Genomic DNA, 19,582 nt, shown 5'->3' on the forward strand with positions numbered 1-19,582 from the left:
CCATGGGCCAACTGGAGGGCATGGTCCCCGAGGGAGTCCGCAGCCTGAAGGACGCACTGCGCCAGGCTGAGACGTCGCTGGACTCCATCGGCAACGAGTTATGGAACTTACTGAGCCGGGCGTGGCTGCTGCCCACCTCGGCCGACACCATCCGCCGAGTAGCGGCGTGGGCCGGAACCCAGGGCCCTGAGATCAATAAGCGGCTGGTCCTCCTAGAGCGCATGGAACTGGAGAAGCCGGAGCTCTTCGGCGCGGGCAAGCCGCCGATCTCTGTCGACGACTCCTACTTCGCCCCCGGAGCGGTTCTCCCCACGACCGGCGGCTTCTGGGACCGCGTCGGCCAACAGATCCAGGCCACCTTCGACCCGAACCTGAACTCCGGCGACGGGCTTACAGAAGCGGCCAAGGGCGCGGTGGAGAGCGTCGCCGGCTTAGGGAAGATGGTGATCGACTACTCGCCCAACCGGGCAATCGTCGACTTCTGGGGCTGGCAACGCAACATGAGCGACCTGGCCCAAGGCCTGCTCTACGGCGTTCAGAACCCGGTTGAGTTCGCCAAGTCGGCGCTGGACTGGGATACCTGGGCCTCAAATCCCGAGCGGGCATTCGGCCGCCTCATCCCGGACATCATCGCAGCCATCGCCACGGGCGGCTCCAGCAGCGCAGTCTCAGGCACCACCCGGGCGGTCGGAGCACTGGGCAAGGCGGCCAAGAGCGTGATAAACCCCAAACCCTCGACCTCGCTCTCGCGCATCGAAGAGCGTCCCTCCGGCGACAGCGGCCTGATCGATGCCTCGAAGAGCACGCCGGCGGTGGCGGGTGCGAATCCTCTGGACGATGCCGTACGGCACGTCAGCAACGCCGAAGGACGTGCATGGGCGCGGGACAACCTGCCGCTACCGGACCTGACCCCTGAGGAACTGCGCGCATTGGATTTCTACGGCGGCATCGGCTACAAGAAGATCAACCCGGAACTGCGGGCAAAGGACGCCGATCCCGGCTTTGTCTTGTCTCCCGACGTCGCCGACGATGTCGCCGCCATGGACCGGGCGATCGCCAAGTCTCATCTGCCATCCGACGTGGTCCTGCACAGAGGCGTGGGCAAGAAGTTCTTGGAGTCGCTGGGGGTCGATATCAACTCAATCGACGATATGGAGGCGTTGGCAGGCCGCGTCCTCACCGAACCGGGCTACTTGAGCACGAGCGTGGGCCGGAGAGCCGGGTTCGACGGGGATCTCCGCGTGATGTTACGGGTGCCCAAAGGATACGAAGCGCTCAACATGTTCCCCATCACCAAACTGATGATCGAACGAGAGATCCTCTTGCGCCGCGGCACGTCGTACATCGTGCGCGATGTGTACCGTAAGGACGGCCAGTGGTACATGGAAGCGGACGTCGTACCGGAGGGCTGGACCAAGCCGCCCGACTGGGACGCCCGACCATCCATGGATGCTGACCTCGGCTGGAAGGGACCCGTCGATGGCTGACACCCCGAATCCTCGTTTCTACGATGTCACCGCCAGGTTCGCCTCGGAGAACGACTCCTACGATTTCAAGGCCACCGGCCCGAAACGCCGGGCCGCGGTGCACGACCGCAACGGGCGGTTGCTCGGACATGTGTGGACCGACGATCGTCAGGCCGCGGGGTTCACCCGCATCGAGGATCCCGAGCCGGACATGGCTTATGTGAGAGGACGCATGCAGCAGATTCTCGCCGAGGCCCACAAGGCAGGAGTCCCCGCCAGTGAGCTGCTAGACCCCGCCCTGTACGCACCGGACTTCGAGTTGCGCGTTGCGTCCTGAGGCGAATCCCCTCTGTGTCAAGTTCCCGGCCAACTGCGGGGCGGCGTCTCGGAGCCTCAACCCGCTGGGCAATCTCTCCAGCGGCAGAAGCCCTCCGGCCAGCAGCGCTATGGACAGGTAGTAGTCAGTTCCGTCGTGGCACCCACCCAGGCATCGCCCGCTCGAGCACCGCCGCCACCCGGTCGTCCAGGACGACCCCGCACCATCGAGAAGCTGCGCCGCGCTCGGGTGAAGATCGCCGTTTCACGGCCTACCAAGAACCATAGAACCCGAAGCTTGAGCGACTCGGGAAGCTGGGCGTTTGGCTCCGCGCTACCGCCGAGGGTGGCTGCTCACCTCATCGGGACATCAGGATCAGCCGGACTCCGCGAGCAGATGTATGACACCGGCTGGGTTCTTGATCCAGTGGGTTCTGGAATTGAGGTTCTCCAGGGGCTCGACCTCGTCACACGGGTGGATACCGATGTCGGCCAGTTTGCTCGCTGCCGCGTCCAGGTCATCGGTGTGGAGCTGCAGCCACAGGTCGGGCTGGCTGTAGTTGTCGACACAGTCGAGCCACAGCGTATTGGGACCGAACCGCACCGAATGAGTTCTCGAGACGGTCGGAGCGTAGGAGACGTCGTCCTCTTTGACGTCGAAGCCCAGAGTGTCGCGGTAGAAGGCCACGGTGGCCTCGTACTGTGCCTTGGGGATCTTCATGGCGAGGTTCAGGCCGGCGGTGAATTCAGGCTTGCTCATTGTTGCGTGACTCCTTGGTTCGTGTCAGTGGTGTCCAGTGCGCGTTCCAGCGCGGCCAGCCGGTCATCCCACCTGTTGGCGAGCCTGGCCAGCCACACCTGGGCCGTGCGAATGGCGGCTGGTTCCAACCGGTAGGGATGGCGGCGGCCGGCCGGTTCGCCGGAGCTGATCAGGCCCGCTTCGGCGAGCTGGCCGAGGTGCTTGGCGATCGCCTGGCGGCTGATCGGCAACCGCCGCGCCAGATCAGTGACGGTTGCGGGCCCGGCGCGGGCAAGCTCCTCCAGCAGCGCCCGCCGCGTTGGATCGGTGAGCGCCGCGAACACCGCAACGGCCTGCCCCTCCACATCAGGCGGCCGCATCGAGGTAGGCCCCCAGGTCGACGAGCTCCGTGTCCCATCCCTGACTGTTGGCCTTGCGGGCAGACTGGGCCACGTCGTCGGCGGCCTGGGCGAACCCGCGCTCCACCAGGCGCAGCCGAGTGCCGTCCGGGACGGGCTCCAGGGTGAAGTCCACAAGCGTCTGGAGAGCGTCATCCTCCGGCAGGCCCGCGATTGCCCACCTGAACGCGAAACGGTGTGGTGGGTCGACCACCGCGATGGTGGCGACGGACTCCTCGCCGAGGTCGTCCCAACGGAAGAACGCGCGCCCACCGGGCCGCAGATCTATCTCCGCCACCGAGCCGAACCACCGCGAGAGCCCTTCCGCGGTGGTCAGCGCGGCCCACACCCGCTCGATGGGGTGCCGCAGCACCAGCACACGTTCGATCGCGTCCGAAACCATGCTCACCCTCCTTCGCAACCCGCGGGTTGCCATTAATTGGCAACCTATAGGTTGCGATCGTTGCCCCGCAAGCCCCAGCACGGAGGGCGACTTACTACGCACCCGCACATGCGGCATCCCTCACCAGCCTGGACCGCCACCCGCGCAACCGGACCGGCGACATGATCGGGGTATCCCTCCGCGCCAAGCTCAAGGCTCGCTGTCACGGGACAGCGACCTTAAAACGCAAGGGCCGGCATTTACGGCATCTTTCGGGTGCTCATGCTCTAATCCCGTTTCGTGATCAACAGAAGGGACCTCCCGATGACCGATCGTCCTTCCGCACAACACCCTGAGTCCCGACGAACCCTGTTCGGGGTCGCCGTCGGCACCCTTGCGGGCGCGGCCGTACTGACCGCTTCAAGGCACGCCTCGGCGGAAATCTCCGCGGAGGGTGCCGGTGGCGTGCGTCGCGTGGCCGACCGGGCGATGGACCGCTTCGACCACGGCTGGCGCACCGGGGAATGGGACCCGTTCCTGGGCATGCTGACACCGCGCTTCTCTTTCTGGTTCCCCGAAGGCCAGTGGCGAGGGCGCCACGAGGGCGAGGCCGGGCGGCAGGCCATCGCGGCATGGGCCAAGTTCCACGCGGACAACGGCAATAGGGTGCAGGGCCGGCGAAGAAACGTCACCACCATGGGCGATCGGGTCCTGTACGAGTACGACTCCCGCGGCGCTTCGCCCTCGACGGCCGGCTACCTGAACTGGGAGACGATCATCGTCAGAGTGACGGGTGAGCGTATCAGCGCGTTGCACGAGTACTGGGGGAACATTCCACCAACCGGTGAGTGAGATCCCATGGTCATATCTGGCAAAGGGCCAGGAGATGCAAGACATCGACGTCGCCGAGGTCAACCGCAACCCGCAGGGCACCGAGTCATGACGGGGCCAGGAAGCAGGCTCGCGAAGGCGCACCATCCGGAAGGTGTGGAGTTTCGCCTGCTGGGGCCCGTCGGGATCTGGGCGGGAGACACGCTCCTCGGCCCTCCCACTGCGCAGCAGCGTTCGGTGCTGGCAATGCTGATGCTCAATGCGGGCCGGACGGTTCCGGTCGATCGGCTGATGACGGCGGTGTGGGAGCAGGAGCCTCCGGCCTCGGCACGCAACGCGGTCCAAGGATACGTGTCCAGGCTGCTGGCGCGGGCGATGACGTACAAGCTGGCCGTGCTCGGCGAGCGGATCGGCGGTGCCAAGGCGGTGCTGCGGGCCAAGGCCGAGGACCGGGCGGCCACCGTGGCCCGCTATTGCCAGGAGATCACTCCGCTGGTCGAGAAGGGCGTTTTCCTCACGGCCTCGGATCTGGGCACGCGTACGCAGGACTTCGCCCCGCTGCCTGGCTACCGTACCGACTCGGTGATGCACCAAGAGGTCGGCGGCGAGCTGGTGGACACCATCGTGACCGGCTTGGGCGTGGTCGTTGCCGCGGAGACCGCGCTCGGCGGTCTGGCCGGGCGGACGCTCGCGGTGGAGGGGTTCGGCAAGGTGGGTGGCGCCGTCGTGCGGGAGGCCGCGCGGCGGGGCGCGCGCATCGTCGCCCTCTCGACCCTGCACGGTTGCGTGGCCGACCCCTCCGGGCTGGACGTCACCGCCCTGGAAGGGCTGCGCGCGGAGCACGGCGACGCCTGTGTCGGCCGGCTCGGTCTGCCCGTGCATCCCGCCGGGGCACTGTACGAGGCGGCCGCGGACGTGCTGGTGCCCGGCGCGCGGACCGGCACCCTGACCGCCGAGCGCGCCGCCCGGGTACGCGCCCGCGTGGTCGCCCCGGCGGCGAACGTGCCCTACACCGCGGCCGGGCTGCGTACGCTGCTGGAGCGTGGCGTGGTGACGCTGGCGGACTTCGTCTGCGGCGCCGGCGCCACGATCGGCTACCTCGCCGAACGAGCCGGCCAGGTCTCCGACGCCGCCTCGGCACGGGCCCTGGTGGGACAGCGGGTCGGCCGGCTCACCGCCACGTCGCTGGAGCACCCCGGCGGCCCGTTCGCGGGCTCGTGCGCCGTGGCGGAGGGGTTCCTCGCCACCTGGCGCGACTCGGGCGGCCTCCCCGATGGCCCACCCCTCGCTCCCGAGCCGGGACGGTGAGGCCCCCCACCGCGCGGGTGTGCTGCTGGGGCAGCCCTCTTGAGCTATCTCGCCGACCGCAACGCGCTCAGCAGCATGGGCAGCGACCGATGGAGCTCCCGCTCCCAGTACGCCGGCGAATGCGTGCCCCGCCCGTAGAAGTCGGTGGTCACGCGCACCCCGACCCGCTCCAGCCGCCTGGCCAGTGAGCGGTTCAGCACGTTGTCGAACGCCTCGATCTCGTCGGCCTTCGCTCCGGCCTCGTCCAGCGGGCCGGGACGCCCGTCACCACAGCTCAGGAACACCGGAACGGGCCGCAGCCGCCGAGCCAGCGCGTACGGGTCGTGGCGTTTCCAGATCGCGCGCTGGGCGACGGGATCGCCCCAGAGCCCGCGGTACTCCGGCGCCTCCTTGAACGCCTCCCGCCACCTGCGCACGTGCTCGGGATGCAGTAGGTGGACGGGCCCGCTGTAGCTGGCCACCGCCCGGAACAGCCCGGGATGCCGAGCGGCGTAGACCAAAGCCCCGTAGCCGCCCATGGACAGGCCCGCGACGACCCGCCGCTTGCCTGCGCCGTAGTCGCGTTCGAGGATGCGGCGCATCTCGGTCAGATGGAACGTCTCCCATGCCGGTGGCCCGTACGCCCCGTCGTTCCACCAGTTCGTGTAGTAGCCGGCGAACCCGGCCTCCGGCATCACGACCAGGACGTCGCGCAGCTCGGCAAGCCGTTCGACGTCGCTGTCACGGGTCCAGGTCTCATGCGAGTCACCTATGCCATGCAGCAGGTAGAGCACCGGCCAGCGGTCACGGGGGCCGCGCCGCTCCCAGCCGTCCGGGGTGAGAAGCCGTACCTTCGCGGTCTTGCCGAGGGCGGGCGAGTCGATGGTCAGGTCGACGACGCGGGGCCGTACCCGCTGCTCGTCGACGACGTGCGCGCGAGCCGGCGCGGCGAGCGCGGCCGGCCCGAGCCCGACGGTGGCGCAGAGCGCCAGCAGGGCGGCGAGGAGGATCGACACCGTCCTCCGGACGCCGCGGGATCTCCATATGCGAGTCATGGCAAACAGCGTCAGCCGCCACCGTCATGCGCAGCATCGGGTACGGCCCCTGTCTGCACCCCGGCCACACCCCGACTCATCGTCAGGCACAACAGCCGTCCCGTTCCTGGACATATTGCAGGGAACCCCGAACCCCGCGGCGCGACACCCCTGGCCGCTTCCTCCGACGGAGACCGATCAGGATCCGGCCAGTACGGGTCCGACCGTTGTGGGGCTGACACGATGGCCGCGCCGTCCAGCTCGAAGATGCTCAGCTCGACTCCGCCGGCCGGTCCGGTGGCCTGCGGCGTCGGCTGGCGCCCGATCGGTGCTCATGCCGATCGACTACCCCAGACGTTTGAGTCCTCTCGCCGACAGAAAGACCTGAACAACTCCGCTCGAAACCGTCCGGACCAAGGTGTCGTGCCGCTGGCCAGAACCGTCCCGGCCGCCAACTTCATCCGGAAGGGACAGCTGCGACTGCTGACCGACGAACGGTTGCGCCCGGCGCTCACCATCATGCATGCCGAACCCGGAAGGCCTTGGGGGTTGGAGGAGCTGGCGCGGGCCGCGGCGATGTCGCGCACGTCGTTCGCCGAACGCTTCCGGACCGTGGCGGGCGTGCCACCGCTGACCTATCTCAACCGCTGGCGGATGCTGCTGGCGCAGCGCGCTCTTCGTGACGGCGATGTCCGCGTCGGGGCGCTGGCGGTCGAGCTGGGGTACGCGTCCGAGAGCGCTTTCAGCACCGCGTTCAAACGGGAGGTGGGTGAGTCACCGCTGCGCTACCGATTCCGGGTACGCGATGAACGGTCTGCCCGCGCCGAGCCTTTGTCGATGTGAGGAGGGGCTTGGGCCTTGGAGCGCACGATTATCCGTTGGTGTCGTACGCGGTCGATCGCCCACACTTACGTGCTGTGATGACTCTGCACGTCTTCGACATGGACGGAACGCTGCTCGAGGGATCGACGGCCAGTCTGCAGATCGCCCGGCATCTCGGATCTACGGAGAAGCTGGTCGAGCTGGAAACGCGGTTCGCGACCGGTGAGATCGACACCCGAGGGTTCGCGGCCGCTATCCATGAGCTGTGGCGAGATCTGACGCCGTCGGCTGTCGCCGAGGCATTCGCCGCCAGTCCGTGGCTGACCGGTATTCGAGAGGTCTGCGCGGACATCCGTGAGCGCGGTGAGCGTTGCGTGGTGATCACCATGTCGCCTGACTTCTTCGCACGGCATCTTCTTGAGCTGGGCTTCGATGCCGTGGTGGCCTCCCAGTTTCCGGCGCTTCCCTTCCTGGAGCCGCTCGATCCCGCCAAAATCCTCACTCCACGCGACAAGGTCCGCATTGTGGAGGAGATGTGTGGGCAGTACGACCTCGTGCGCTCACGGTGCGTGGCCTACGGGGATTCGATGTCGGATGCTCCGCTCTTCCGGTGGCTGACCAAGACGGTCGCGGTGAACGCCGATCATCACCTTTCTGAACTGGCGACCGTCAGCTATCGCGGCAACGATCTGGCCGAGGCATATGCACTCGGTCGCGCCCTCCTCGCCCGCGATGCTTCGTGATCAATGCCCAACGCCGCGGTCACATCATGGTCGTCTCAACGGGTTCCCACGCACAATGATCAAAGGCGGCGATCTCCGGTGACTTCAACGGGGACGGTCGCGACGACCTCGCCTTCGGCGGGGGGAACCGCTTCTACGATCCGGTCCGGATCTGGTGGGGCAGTCCGAGTGGCCTGCGCGCCGGCGGCGCAGTCGACGGGGTGAGCCGGGCCGAGCCGCTCGCGGCGGGGGACTACGACGGCGACGGGGACGACGAACTCGCCTTCGCCGGCGGCGAGAACAGCTTCGAGATCATCGTGACCGACGGCAGGAAGGTGCTGGGCCGATTCGACCTGCCGACTGAATGAGGCGGGCCGACCTCGCCCATCGTCGCGTGGCCGCCGGCAGGCGATACAGCGTTTACGATCATTGACTGGTTCTGTCGGTGACAAGTGACAGCGTTTAACGGTCTGCTGCGACAGCGATCGTTTCTTCTTGAAGACGATGTCGCTGAGAAGTAACAGCGCCCGAGGGCTTGCGGTGAGAGCATTGATGTGCTTCGCGGGATGAGGTGGCGCTGGTGCAGCCCAAGTCCAAAGTCGAGTTGTACGCGGCGATCCGCCGCGATTCTCGAGCGGGGCTGTCCATCCGGGCCATCCAGAGCAAGCACAACGTGGGCTTCCGCACGGTGGAGAAGGCGCTGGCCTCGGTCTGGCCCGAGCCGCGCAAGCCGCTGCCGCCCCGGCCGTCCCGGCTGGACCCGTTCAAGCCGCTGATCGACCAGATGCTCCGGGCGGACCTGGATGCGCGACGCCCGCAGCCACCTGGCGTTCGGCTACGGCCCGCACCAGTGCCTGGAACAGAACCTCGCCCGCGTGGAGCTGGAGATCGTCTTCAGCACCCTCTTCCGCCGGGTCCCGGGCCTGCGACTGGCCGTCCCCGCCGAGCAGCTCGCGTTCAAGGACGACGCCGCCGTCTACGGCATGCACGAGCTGCCCGGCACCTGGTGACGATCGACGCTAGGGCAGCGGGCCCAGGGTGAGGTGGCGGTCGTCCACTCGGGACTCGATGGTGCCCCGGATGGCGTTAGGGCGGATCAGGACGTTGTCGGCCTTGAGATATCCGGTATGGCCTCCGGAAACCACGAGATCCGCGCTGTAGAGGGAATCGGCCCCATTGACCCCCGGCCGGTCGAAATAGCTGCGCTCGACGCCATCGATCACGAATCCAGGCTCGTCGGCGAAGTTCGTGTAGGCGACCTCGATCACGAAATCGTAGTCCGGCACCGGGGAGGGACGAAGACTGACCTCAGCGCGGCCGGAGACCTTTCCGTCGAGGGGTTTCGGGGGCATCGGGTCCGCCGGGACATAGCCGGCGAGCGGCGGGGCCCAACCCGGCGTGGGAGTCGCCGGGCCGGTGACGGCCCTGCCGGGCTTGCGTTGCGGCAGGCGAGCGAGCACGACCCGTGACTTCGTGCCGCCGATCTGCTGCTGCCCGAAGATCACGGCGGTGCCGTCCGGCTTCCAGGTGAAGTTCGCTCTGGAGTTCCAGCCGCCGGCCACGGCTCCGGGAGCGAGCGGCTGCCCGAGGTAGTCGCCGCGGGCGTCGAACTCGTCGACCAGCCAGGGTTCGGCGACCTGCGGCTGGTTGAACACCGAGAACGGCAGCGACGAGAGGCCCGCTTCGATGAGCGTCGGCCGGCGGACCTGCGAAACCGTTTCGAGCAGCCCGGCGCCGCGGCCGCTGCCGACCACCATCCAGCACCGGCCCTGCGCATGGTAAGGGGAGAAGTCGATGTCCTCGTCCCAGTCGAGTGCGGTCGTCGCCCGCTTCTCCGATCCGGTACGCAGGTCGACCGTGACGTCGTCGGGGTTGCCGGCCTCGAACGCGTTGAGGAACCGGGTATAGGTGATCTGTTGGCCGTCGGGGGTGAATCCCTTGAGTTCACCCGATCCCTCCGCCACCGCCCGGGCGTCCTCCACCTGGTAGGCGTCACCATGCCGGACCAGCCTGCCGACGATCCCCACTCCGGAGGGCAGGCCTCCGGCCGTACGGCGGATCTGTGAGAGCGCCACATGGACCCCGTCCGGAGCCACCCGGAGCTCCCTTTGGTCCTGCACGACGTTGGGGTCATCGGCCGACGGCGGCACGATCGGCACGATCGTCGCCTCGCGGCAGTCGAGTACCGAGGGAGCGCACTCCACCACACCGTGATCCGCCGGTGAGGAGGGCGACTGGGCGCCGAGGCGTATCAGCACCCGGCGGCCGTCGGGGAAGGCGAACGGCTTGAGCACGTCGGCGCCGTTCCCCGTCCCGCAGGTCAGGCAGCGCACGTCGGTGCCGTCCTCGGTGAAGGACACCAGTTGAGTGCCGGTGAAGCCGGTCGACGTCGCCGCGGCCAGGATTCGTGATCCGTCGGCGGTGTAGCCGGGGAATGTCACGCTCGTGATCGAGGCGGGCAGGGGGACGACGTGCTGAACCACCTTCTCCGGCACGGGCGGCGGCAGCGCTTGGCCGCCGAGGCACCCGGCGGTAGCGCAGGCGTTGTCGTCTCGTCGCTGTGCGCCGGCCGCCGGGACAGCACCGGTCAACGTCAGAGTGACGACGGCGCTGATCAGTATGGCGGCGCGCGGCCTGGTCGAATAACTCATGAATGGCATGGTGGGGCGGCACGCTGCCGTCCGCTGGACGCTTTCCTGACGGTTTCTTGACGATCCGAGATCGTCGGCACCCTGGTTCCCGGCCCGCCGCTAGCATTCATCAGCAGGACGTCAGGAGCTAGATCGATGAACGAATCCGCGGAGTCCGCACGCTCATCCGGTGCTCGCGTGCTGGTGGTCGACGACGACCCGCACATCGTCGAGCTGTTGGCGACCACGCTGCGTTTCGCGGGCATGCGGGTCGCCTGTGCCGCCTCGGGGAGGGCGGCGCTGCGCGCGGCCGTCGAGTTCGAGCCGGCGATCGTCATCCTGGACGTGATGCTGCCCGACATCGACGGATTCGAGGTCGTCCGCCGCTTGCGGCTCGGCGGCCACACCGTCGCCGTGCTGTTCCTGACCGCCCGCGACGGCACCGAGGACAAGATCACCGGGCTTACCCTCGGCGGCGACGACTACGTCACCAAGCCGTTCAGCGTCGGTGAGATCGTCGCCCGGCTGCACGCGCTGCTGCGGCGTACGCAGGGCGCGCCCGACAGGGTCCTCAGGCACGCCGACCTGGAGATGGACCAGGACGCCCACCAGGTCCGCCGGTCCGGGCAGCCGGTCGAGCTGTCCCCCACCGAATACCGCCTGCTGCGCTACCTGCTGCTCAACGCGGGCCGCGTGGTGTCCAAGGCGCAGATCCTGGACCAGGTCTGGCAGTACGACTTCGGCGGCGACGCCGGGGTGGTGGAGAAGTTCGTCTCGAACCTCCGCCGCAAGATCGACACCAAGGAGGAGCCACTGCTGCACACCATCCGCGGCTTCGGGTACACGTTGCGGGTGCCGTCACGGTGAGCGGGCTCCGGCCGATTCCGCGTACGACGCGTGGGCGGCTGCTCGCCGGCATCATAGTGCTGGTCACGGTCGGGCTGGTCGGTTCCGATCTTGCCACCTACGCGTTGCTTCATTCCTCTTTCACTGTCCGAGCCGAGCGCCGGCTGACCGGCATGTCCGAGCGCATCGACGAGGTTCTCGCCCGCGGCTATGGCGTGCGGGCGATCGAGGAAGCGGTGCTGGTCCTGGGGCGGGACCGGGTCAAGGCGGCCCTGGTGGACGGAGCCGGCCGGGTTTTCACCGCCCACTCAACCGAAGATCCAGCCCGCGACGCCCTCATCCGGGCCCTGCGCGCGCCCGCTGTCGCGCGACTCGGCCGGGATCCGGGACGGAGCGAACGGCTTGAGGTCGCCGGCGACCCCTACCGCATCGTCTACCACGCGCTGGACGTCGAGCCAGGTGCCTCGGCGCCGCTCGCCGGCGTCATCGTCGCCGTCTCCCTGCGCGACGACGAGGACACACTCCATCAGGTCGCGGTGACCGAGGCGATCGTGACCTCGGTGGCGCTGCTCGCCCTCATCGGCCTGGCCTTCGGCGTGCTACGCGTGGGGTTGCGCCCGCTCAAGAACATGGCCGCCGCCGCGGCCGCCATAGCGGGCGGCGACCGGGCCCGGCACATTCCGGTCAGCCATCCGCACACGGAGGCGGGCCGCCTCGCCGTGGCCCTGAATCAGGCGTTCGATCGGCAGCGGCGCGCCGAGGAACGGCTCCGCCGATTCGTCGCCGACGTGTCTCACGAGCTGCGCACCCCGCTGAGCACCATCGGCGGCTGGGCCGACCTGTATTTCCAGGGTGGTCTTCCCGACCCCGAGGCGACGACGACGGCGATGAGCCGCATCGCCGACCAGGCCGCTGGCATGCGCCGCCTCGTCGAGGATCTGCTGCTGCTGGCCCGTCTCGATCAGCAACGCCCTTTGGAGACCGCGCCCGTCGATCTCCAGGCGCTCGTCAGCGAGATCGTCTCCGACGCCAGGGTGATCGCGCCCGACCGTACGATCACCCTGACGGCGACGTCCCGCGCCATCGAGGTGCACGCCGGCGAGGTCCGCGGGGAACGGCTCCTCCTGGGCGATCCCCCCGCGTGGGACGAGATGCGCCCGGCCACGGTCACCGGCGACGCCGAACGGCTCCGCCGGCTTCTGCGCAACCTCCTCGGCAACGCCCTCCAGCACACGCCGCCCGGCACTCCGGTCCACGTCAGCGTGAACGGATCCCCTTCCCGCGTACGCCTCGCGGTGGCCGACGAAGGCCCCGGCATTCCCGCCGACAAACGCGCCCACCTGTTCGAGCGCTTCTATCAGGGCGACCCGGTACGCCGCCACGGCAGCGGACTGGGCCTGGCCATCGCCCGCGCGATCGCCGAGGCGCATGGCGGGACCATCGAACTGCGCACATCCCCGCACGGCTCGGGCAGCGAATTCTCCGTCACCCTGCCGGCAGCTTGTCCCGCCGCCCCTTGACGGCCGATGTTTGACTCGGCCTGGTGTCAGCTAGGTCCTCGGCAGCACGGCTGCCTCACCAGCTTGGCGTCTATCGCTTCCGCGACCGGCACGGCCAGATCCTTTACCTGGGATGCGCCACCGATCTTCGGAGCCGGGTGCAGTCCTACTGGGGTGACCTGCGCGATCGCCTGCACCTGGCGCAGATGGTGGCCCAAGTCGCCCGAGTCGAGGCGGTGGCGTGCGACTCCGTGCACGAGGCCGCATGGCTCGAACGCAACTTGCTGGAAACCCGCATGCCCCCCTGGAATCGCACAGCCGGTGAGGAGACGTCGATCTACATCGTGGTCGACACGCGTCCACACACCGCCGGGGTGCGGACGAGCTACATGGCGCGGTTTGATGGGGTCGTCGGCTTCGGTCCCTACCTCGGCGGAACGAGGACACGGCAGACGGCCTCGGGGCTGCACCGAGCGTTCCCGCTGTCATACACGCGTGGCCGGCTGACAGCCACCGAACGCGACATTGCCACAAGGCGCGGCATCGGCCCGCAGTCCAGAACACGGCTGGCCGCAGCCGTCATCTCCGCGCTCGATGGGACGAACGCCGAGACCGCGCGTGAGGTGCTGACAGCGGCGCGCGATCGTGCGGCGGCGGCGCTCAGCTTCGAACTGGCCGCCCGGCCGGTCGGGCGGTCCGGCCACGGGCCCGGCCCTCACGTGCGCGAGCCCAGCTCACGCATCGCCTGCGAGTCGGGTCGTACGCCGCACTGGTCACAGGCCACCCAGCGTGCCGCATCGCCGCCGAACCAGTGCGGACCGTATTCGTCCACCACTGGCCGGTGCCCGCGCAAGCGGCACCACAACATGAGCCTGGGCAGGTTGTGGATCCAGAAGCCGCGGTGGACGAGCACGCCGCGGTGACGGTCGTCCCGCTTGAGGCAGTCGATCGAATCCCACCACATGAGGGGATCTCCGAGAGGGCCGATTTCGTGAAAGCCAGCGCCGGTAGGTGATCCGAGTGCGGCGGCGCTCGCCCGCAACTCGCGAATCACCAACAACCAACCCGCACTCTCACTAAAGTGATCAAGTCAAAGATCAAGGGGAAAACACTATGAACCGAACGAACGCTCTATGGATCGGCCGCTCGGCGCTGGTGGTGGTGCTGGCAGGCGGGCTCGTGCCGGTCGCCGTCGCGCCCGCCGCGTTCGCCGCCCGGAAGGCGACGCTGGGACCGTACGGGTACGGCAACTTGAAGCTCGGCATGAGCGCCGCGAAGGCCAAGGCGACCGGGAGAATCGTCCGCAAATCAGTCGGGGACCACGCCAGATGCACGGGCTGGGACCTGAAGGAGAACCCGTACCCCAACTACCGGGTGGGGATGTACATCTCCCAGAAGTACGGCACGACCATGATCGTCGCACCCTCTGGCCTCAAGACGCCTCAGGGCATCGGCATCGGCTCCACCAGGGCGCAACTGAAGACCGCCTACCCCGACCTGCGGCGTGGTCCGGGCGGCTATCCGACCGCCAGCGTGCCGGGCAACAAGAAGGCGCTCTATCTCTTCTACGTGTCCTACAAGACCAACCAGGTCGCCGGGATGACGCTGGTTCTCGCCAAGCACGATTGCCGCAGGTACTAGTGTCCCGTGATCTTTGGCGCCAGCTTGGTGTAGATCATTAGCGTGGATGAGAAGCGTCTGAAACATGGAGCAGCAGGCTGGCCAGCACGGTGCGCTGCTTGCCGCTCAACGATGTTTCCCGTCCGTCTGGCCAGCGCACTTCCACTGGGCAGAGGATCGTGAAGGTCGTGTCGCTCACGTCGCACTCCTGCCTGTACTGACACCGTGGTGCAGTTGTGGCGTCAGAGCCCATTGTTGACCAGAGCCACTGGCGGTCATTGCTCTCCGGCCCATTTTGTCCCGCTGCTTGGCCCGGCCGATGTCGTCCGGCCAGGGCTGCGATTCGGGTCGTTGGGCGGTGTCAGCTGGGCCAGCGCGGTGTCCAGGTAGCGGGTGTTCCACAGCACGATGCGGTGTCGTAGACGAGCCCGTTTCTTAGGAGCCGTGGCGTCAGGAGAGCACGATTCATCGACGGGAATCGACGTACTGGTCGGCGTACTCCGCCGATGGCGCGATGGGGGTGATGACGTCGATCAGGACCCCGTTGGGATCGGCCACGATGAAGTGCCGCTGTCCGAAGTCCTCGCTGCGCAGTTCGAGTTCGGCGGTCAGCCCCGCGCCGACGACGAGCCGCTCCCATTCGGCGTCCACATCCTCCACCTCGAAGTTCAGCAGCAGCCCGCGCACAGGGAGGCGATACGCCTCGGGCAGCGTCGGGTGGGCATGGTCGAGCAGCGCGAGCTCATAGGGCGGTGTCCCGGGACGCCGCAGGCTGACATACCAGTCGGCTTCGAACATCGTCTCGAACCCCAGCAGCCCGGTGTAGAAGTCGCGGGACTCCTCGATCCGGGTGGTGCAGATCACCGGATAGAAGCTGGTCAGTTCCACATGAACCCCTTTCGCGTACCATCGGTACGCCAATGTGTATTTGACGTACCATCGGTATGTCAAGGGAGGGAAGCGTGAAGACACGCGGTGTCAGAGCACAGCAGCGGGAGCAGACCAGGCAGGCCCTCCTGCGGGAGAGCAGGCGCCTGTTCGCAGCTCGGGGGTATGGCGCGGTGAGCCTGTCAGAGATCGTCGCCGAGGCCGGGGTGACCAAGGGCGCGCTCTACCATCTCTTCGACAGCAAGACCCAGTTGTTCCGTGCCGTCCTGGAGCAGGTGCAGCAAGAGGTAGCCCAGACGGTGGCGCAGACCGCCGACGTCCACGACGACCTCTGGACATGTCTGACCGCCGGCTGCCAGGCGTTCCTGACCGCCAGTACCGCCCCCGGCATTCAGCGGATCATGCTCATCGACGGCCCCGCCGTACTCGGCTGGAACGAATGGCGTGCGATGGACGAGGCCGCCTCGGCCCGCCACCTGGCCGACGTGCTCACCGTCCTGATCAAACAGGGGACGATCGCGCCCCAGCCTGTCGCACCGCTGACCCACCTGCTGTCGGGCGCGATGAACGAGGCGGCGCTGTGGCTCGCCGAGTCGGATGACCCCGCCGATTTGCCGGCCACGCAGGCCGCCCTGGCTCAGCTATTGGACGCACTACGCATCAGATGAGGCGGCCGGTACCGAACGGCCGAGCCGGCACTGCGGTCCTGCACTTCCGCTCGGCGACGCCTGAATGTTGCCCCTTCCACTCTTTGGAGGGTCGTCAAGGTAGACGACTGGGCGGAGATCCGCCAGGGTTGGTCCAGGCCGAGCCCGGCGACATCCCTAGGACGAAGAGGTCGCCGAGCACGGCGGCTGCAGTCGGACCTACGGGACTGGTCAGGAGTGCGTCATGGCGCGGACCCAGTCTCTGGTGGCAAGCCACTCCTCCGACAAGGCGAATCTGGCATAGGTGAGCCCGTCGCACCTCCGGAGGGAACGCGGAGCAGTCGTACCGCCGCACAAACCCCAACCGGGTTATCCCCTGCTAATCGCGGCTCTCAGGGCCTTTCTCCTATCGCGTGGCCGGGGCGGGACCGGTTGAGTCGCGGATGACGAGGTGGGTGGCGAGTTCGATGTGGAGAGCCTCGACGGTGTGACCGGCGATGAGACGCATGAGGAGGCTGACGGCCATGCGGCCCATCTCTTCGAGGGGCTGGCGGACGGTGGTGAGCCTAGGAAGGGTGCTGAGGCTGAGGTAGAGGTCGTCGAACCCGGTGATGGAGATGTCTTCGGGTACGCGGAGGCCGTGTTCAAAGGCGGCGCGCAGGGCGCCGACGGCGGACTTGTCGTTGAAGGCGACGATGGCAGTGGGGCGTTCGGGGAGGTCGAGGAGACGGCTGGCGGAGTCGTAGCCCCAGTCGGTGACCGGTTCGCGGTTGCGGACGATGAGCTCGGGCGAGGTGAGAAGTCCGGCGTCGGCGAGGGCGGAGGTATGGCCGGCGAGGCGGTATTCGCTGGCCAGCCATTCCTGAGGGCCGCCGATGACGCCGATGCGACGGTGCCCGAGTTGGACGAGGTGGGCGGTGACGTTCCGGGCGCCGGCGAAGTGAGAGGCCGAGACCGAGGCGATATCGCGTGGCGGCTGGAGGCGCGGATCGATCACGACGAACGGGAATTCGTGGGCGCGTAGCTCTTCGAGTTCCTCGTTGGTCTCCGAGGGAACGATGAAGATCGCTCCGGCGATGTCCGGGGCGTTGGGGAGCCCGGAGATGACGCTCGCTTCACGGGCCGCGTCGCCCGCGCTGAGGATGAGGCGGCGGCCGTGCAGGTCGAGGGTCTCGGCCACCGAGGAGACGATCATCCCGAAGTAGTCGGTCAGCAGATAGGGGCAGCGTACGTAGACGGTCCCTCTGGAAGGGTCCTCCGAAGCAGGGCCGGGGATCACGGCCGTGCTTCCGAGCCTGTTCACGGCCTCCTGTACCAGGGCGCGGGTCTCTGGCGCGACGTACTCATGGCCGTTCATGACCCGCGAAACGGTCGCGATCGATACGCCCGCCTCGGTGGCGATGGCTCGGACAGTGACCTTGCCGCTACGTCGCCTAACCATAAGTTACATCACTTCGTTTCACACGCACAGCATACCGTTATTCGATCTCCAGGGCCGTGTACAGGGAACACTTGACAGCGCGGAGCCGTGCGGGTACTCATGTGGCACGAAACATTTTACAGACTTGTTTCATTTTGTTTCTTCGAAGTTCCCTCACCCCCCATCGAAGGAGCACCATGCACCCGCGACGATGCCTCGCCATGGCCACGGCCCTCGGCTGTGTGTTAGGAGGAGCCCTCCCCCTCCACGCCACGTCGGCTCAGGCGGCGACACCCGTCCAGGTCTGGCTGACCACGGCCGATGGATCCGCCAAGCTGACCCGGCAGCCCGACACCGCGTTCGGCGCCCCCGCCCTGGCACGAAACGTGATGGTGTCCCCCGCCGAGACCCACCAGACCATGGCCGGATTCGGCGCCTCAATCACTGGGGCCTCCGCCTCACTGATCGCGGCCATGCCGACGGGCCAGCGCAACGCGCTGATGGCCGACCTGTTCCAGACGGCAGGCCTCAACTACCTGCGCCAGCCGATCGGCGCGACCGATTTCAACCGGACCGCCGACTTCTACACCTACGATGACGGCGCCGCCGACCCGACCCTGTCGCGGTTCAGCGTCCAGCGGGACGAGACCGAGAACATCCTGCCGCTCGTCCGCCAGGCCAGGCAGCTCAACCCGGCGCTCAAGGTGATGGGCTCCCCATGGAGCGCACCGGCCTGGATGAAGGACTCGAACAACCTCAACGGCGGCTCGCTTAAGAGCGAGTATGTCGGCACCTATGCCGACTACCTGGTGAAGTTCGTGCAGGCATATGGTGCCGCAGGCGTCCCGGTCGGCGACCTGACGGTCCAGAACGAGCCGCTGTTCACCACCAGCTACCCGTCGATGGCCATGTCGTCCCAGCAGCAGGCCGATCTGATCAAGCTGCTCGACTCCAAGCTCACCGCCGCGGGGCTCACCACTCGGATCTGGGCCTACGACCACAATTGGGACCGCCCCGACTACCCCCTCGACGTGTTCTCGAGGGCCGGAAACCTCTCCCACCTGGTCGGTGCCGCATTCCACTGCTACGGCGGACAGGTCTCCGCCCAGCAGCAGGTCGTCAACGCCGGCAAGCGGGTCATGTTCACCGAGTGCAGTGGTACCGACAGCGCCGACAGCGCTACCACGTTCGCCGACACGCTGATGTGGCACGCCGAGAACCTGCTCGTGCAGAACGCCCGCAACGGAGGCGAGTCCACCATCACCTGGAACCTGGCCCTGAACCCGTCGGGCGGCCCGCACCAGGGCGGCTGCTCCACCCGCTGCAACGGCGTCGTCGAGATCAACGGCTCCAGCTATACCCGCAACGCCGAGTACTACGTGCTCTCCCACGCCGCGAGGTTCGTGAAGCCGGGCGCGGTCAGGGTCGGCTCCACCAGCTCCGCCGAGGTCCAGAACGTCGCCTTCACCAACCCCGACGGTTCCCGTGTCCTCGTCGCCCTCAACACAACCACTTCGGCGCAGCCCTTCTCCGTCACGGAGAACGGCCTTTCCTTCGCCTCCAGCCTCCCGGCGCGCTCTCTGGCCACCTACACCTGGCCCGCCCCGTCCGGTACCCCCGGCGGCATCCTCAGCCGGACCGGCTGGACGGCCACCGCCTCGGTGTCGGCCGCCGGAGATGCTCCCGCTCGTGCGCTGGACGGCAACGAGTCGACCCGCTGGTCGACGGGCCAGGCCCAGGTGAACGGCCAGTGGTTCCAGGTCGACCTCGGCCAGGCTCGCACCTTTACCACCCTGCACTTCACCTCCGCGGGAGGCGATGAGCCCCGCGGCTTCCAGGTCTACGCCTCCGACAACCCCCAGTCGTGGGGCACGGCGATCGCCTCCGGCAGCGGAGCCGCCACGACCACGGTGTCCTTCCCCACGCAGACCAAGCGCTACCTGCGGATCGTCCAGACCGGCTCGGCCGGCAACTGGTGGTCCATCCACGAACTCAACCTGTACTCCTGATCCGCCCCCGAACCACAGGAATCCCAG

At 67.7% G+C, this 19,582-nt stretch carries 22 protein-coding genes; 14 read left to right on the forward strand and 8 right to left on the reverse strand.

Annotation, left to right across the window (positions count from 1 at the left end):
* Window positions 1–2: 2 nt before the first annotated feature.
* On the forward strand, window positions 3–1,487 hold the full coding sequence (locus ACTWPT_RS06495; protein ID WP_443176323.1) for an ADP-ribosyltransferase: 1,485 nt from the start codon (window positions 3–5) through the stop codon (window positions 1,485–1,487).
* Window positions 1,480–1,803, forward strand: coding sequence for a hypothetical protein (locus ACTWPT_RS06500; RefSeq protein WP_443176324.1), 324 nt, complete (start codon window positions 1,480–1,482; stop codon window positions 1,801–1,803). The genes ACTWPT_RS06495 and ACTWPT_RS06500 overlap by 8 nt, the downstream gene beginning before the upstream one ends.
* A 354-nt stretch (window positions 1,804–2,157) precedes the next feature.
* Here ACTWPT_RS06500 and ACTWPT_RS06505 read toward each other — a convergent pair whose 3' ends face one another.
* Genes ACTWPT_RS06505 through ACTWPT_RS06515 form a run of 3 tightly spaced genes read right to left on the reverse strand, consistent with a single transcriptional unit; the run spans window position 2,158 to window position 3,321 of the window.
* The gene (locus ACTWPT_RS06505; protein WP_443176325.1) at window positions 2,158–2,541 is read right to left on the reverse strand and encodes a VOC family protein; all 384 of its coding nucleotides are present in this window, start codon (window positions 2,539–2,541) and stop codon (window positions 2,158–2,160) included.
* Complete coding sequence (locus ACTWPT_RS06510) at window positions 2,538–2,900, reverse strand: ArsR/SmtB family transcription factor (protein WP_443176326.1); 363 nt, start codon at window positions 2,898–2,900, stop codon at window positions 2,538–2,540. The genes ACTWPT_RS06505 and ACTWPT_RS06510 overlap by 4 nt, the downstream gene beginning before the upstream one ends.
* Window positions 2,887–3,321, reverse strand: coding sequence for an SRPBCC domain-containing protein (locus ACTWPT_RS06515; protein WP_443176327.1), 435 nt, complete (start codon window positions 3,319–3,321; stop codon window positions 2,887–2,889). Before ACTWPT_RS06515 ends, ACTWPT_RS06510 begins: the two co-directional genes overlap by 14 nt.
* Window positions 3,322–3,624: 303 nt before the next feature.
* Here ACTWPT_RS06515 and ACTWPT_RS06520 point away from each other — a divergent pair, with 303 nt between their 5' ends.
* Both ACTWPT_RS06520 and ACTWPT_RS06525 read left to right on the forward strand, forming a co-directional pair.
* Complete coding sequence (locus ACTWPT_RS06520) at window positions 3,625–4,152, forward strand: nuclear transport factor 2 family protein (protein WP_443176328.1); 528 nt, start codon at window positions 3,625–3,627, stop codon at window positions 4,150–4,152.
* Between the two features lie 135 nt (window positions 4,153–4,287).
* Window positions 4,288–5,439: a winged helix-turn-helix domain-containing protein gene (locus ACTWPT_RS06525; RefSeq protein WP_443176329.1), complete on the forward strand. Its 1,152-nt coding sequence runs from the start codon at window positions 4,288–4,290 to the stop codon at window positions 5,437–5,439.
* A 44-nt stretch (window positions 5,440–5,483) separates the two neighbouring features.
* On the opposite strand, the gene ACTWPT_RS06530 is transcribed toward ACTWPT_RS06525, so the two are convergent.
* Complete coding sequence (locus ACTWPT_RS06530; RefSeq protein ID WP_443176330.1) at window positions 5,484–6,473, reverse strand: alpha/beta hydrolase; 990 nt, start codon at window positions 6,471–6,473, stop codon at window positions 5,484–5,486.
* Window positions 6,474–6,875: 402 nt separating this feature from the next.
* Between ACTWPT_RS06530 and ACTWPT_RS06535 the strand changes: the two genes are divergently transcribed.
* The 4 genes from ACTWPT_RS06535 (at window position 6,876) to ACTWPT_RS06550 (ending at window position 9,006) form a co-directional block, all read left to right on the forward strand.
* A complete protein-coding gene (locus tag ACTWPT_RS06535) occupies window positions 6,876–7,295 on the forward strand; it encodes a helix-turn-helix transcriptional regulator (protein WP_443176331.1) in 420 nt (139 codons plus the stop codon).
* A 77-nt stretch (window positions 7,296–7,372) separates the two neighbouring features.
* Entirely contained in the window at window positions 7,373–8,017 is a 645-nt protein-coding gene (locus ACTWPT_RS06540; protein WP_443176651.1) for an HAD family hydrolase, read from the forward strand.
* Window positions 8,018–8,088: 71 nt separating this feature from the next.
* Entirely contained in the window at window positions 8,089–8,364 is a 276-nt protein-coding gene (locus tag ACTWPT_RS06545) for an FG-GAP-like repeat-containing protein (RefSeq protein ID WP_443176652.1), read from the forward strand.
* Between the two features lie 435 nt (window positions 8,365–8,799).
* On the forward strand, window positions 8,800–9,006 hold the full coding sequence (locus ACTWPT_RS06550; RefSeq protein ID WP_443176332.1) for a cytochrome P450: 207 nt from the start codon (window positions 8,800–8,802) through the stop codon (window positions 9,004–9,006).
* Window positions 9,007–9,015: 9 nt separating this feature from the next.
* Here ACTWPT_RS06550 and ACTWPT_RS06555 read toward each other — a convergent pair whose 3' ends face one another.
* A complete protein-coding gene (locus tag ACTWPT_RS06555; protein ID WP_443176333.1) occupies window positions 9,016–10,647 on the reverse strand; it encodes a hypothetical protein in 1,632 nt (543 codons plus the stop codon).
* 135 nt (window positions 10,648–10,782) lie between these two features.
* On the opposite strand from ACTWPT_RS06555, the gene ACTWPT_RS06560 reads away from it, so the two are divergent.
* From ACTWPT_RS06560 to ACTWPT_RS06575, 4 genes are all read left to right on the forward strand, one after another.
* Window positions 10,783–11,493, forward strand: a complete 711-nt coding sequence (locus ACTWPT_RS06560) for a response regulator transcription factor (protein ID WP_443176334.1) — start codon at window positions 10,783–10,785, stop codon at window positions 11,491–11,493.
* Entirely contained in the window at window positions 11,490–12,992 is a 1,503-nt protein-coding gene (locus tag ACTWPT_RS06565; RefSeq protein ID WP_443176335.1) for a sensor histidine kinase, read from the forward strand. Before ACTWPT_RS06560 ends, ACTWPT_RS06565 begins: the two co-directional genes overlap by 4 nt.
* A gap of 23 nt (window positions 12,993–13,015) precedes the next feature.
* Window positions 13,016–13,894, forward strand: coding sequence for a GIY-YIG nuclease family protein (locus tag ACTWPT_RS06570; protein ID WP_443176336.1), 879 nt, complete (start codon window positions 13,016–13,018; stop codon window positions 13,892–13,894).
* 190 nt (window positions 13,895–14,084) lie between these two features.
* Window positions 14,085–14,612 (forward strand): hypothetical protein, encoded by a 528-nt coding sequence (locus tag ACTWPT_RS06575; RefSeq protein WP_443176337.1) that lies wholly within the window; start codon window positions 14,085–14,087, stop codon window positions 14,610–14,612.
* Window positions 14,613–14,649: 37 nt separating this feature from the next.
* Here ACTWPT_RS06575 and ACTWPT_RS06580 read toward each other — a convergent pair whose 3' ends face one another.
* Together ACTWPT_RS06580 and ACTWPT_RS06585 are read right to left on the reverse strand one after the other, a co-directional pair.
* Window positions 14,650–14,790: a hypothetical protein gene (locus ACTWPT_RS06580; RefSeq protein WP_443176338.1), complete on the reverse strand. Its 141-nt coding sequence runs from the start codon at window positions 14,788–14,790 to the stop codon at window positions 14,650–14,652.
* A gap of 266 nt (window positions 14,791–15,056) precedes the next feature.
* Entirely contained in the window at window positions 15,057–15,479 is a 423-nt protein-coding gene (locus tag ACTWPT_RS06585; protein WP_443176339.1) for a VOC family protein, read from the reverse strand.
* A 74-nt stretch (window positions 15,480–15,553) separates the two neighbouring features.
* Between ACTWPT_RS06585 and ACTWPT_RS06590 the strand changes: the two genes are divergently transcribed.
* Window positions 15,554–16,147 carry a TetR/AcrR family transcriptional regulator gene (locus ACTWPT_RS06590; protein ID WP_443176340.1) on the forward strand — a complete coding sequence of 198 codons (594 nt, stop codon included), beginning with the start codon at window positions 15,554–15,556 and terminating at the stop codon, window positions 16,145–16,147.
* A 385-nt stretch (window positions 16,148–16,532) separates the two neighbouring features.
* On the opposite strand, the gene ACTWPT_RS06595 is transcribed toward ACTWPT_RS06590, so the two are convergent.
* Window positions 16,533–17,567: a LacI family DNA-binding transcriptional regulator gene (locus ACTWPT_RS06595; RefSeq protein ID WP_443176341.1), complete on the reverse strand. Its 1,035-nt coding sequence runs from the start codon at window positions 17,565–17,567 to the stop codon at window positions 16,533–16,535.
* 176 nt (window positions 17,568–17,743) lie between these two features.
* On the opposite strand from ACTWPT_RS06595, the gene ACTWPT_RS06600 reads away from it, so the two are divergent.
* Entirely contained in the window at window positions 17,744–19,555 is a 1,812-nt protein-coding gene (locus ACTWPT_RS06600; protein ID WP_443176342.1) for a discoidin domain-containing protein, read from the forward strand.
* The last annotated feature ends 27 nt before the right edge of the window (window positions 19,556–19,582 follow it).

The organism is Nonomuraea sp. 3N208 (assembly GCF_052245935.1).
Classification (GTDB): Bacteria; Actinomycetota; Actinomycetes; order Streptosporangiales; family Streptosporangiaceae; genus Nonomuraea.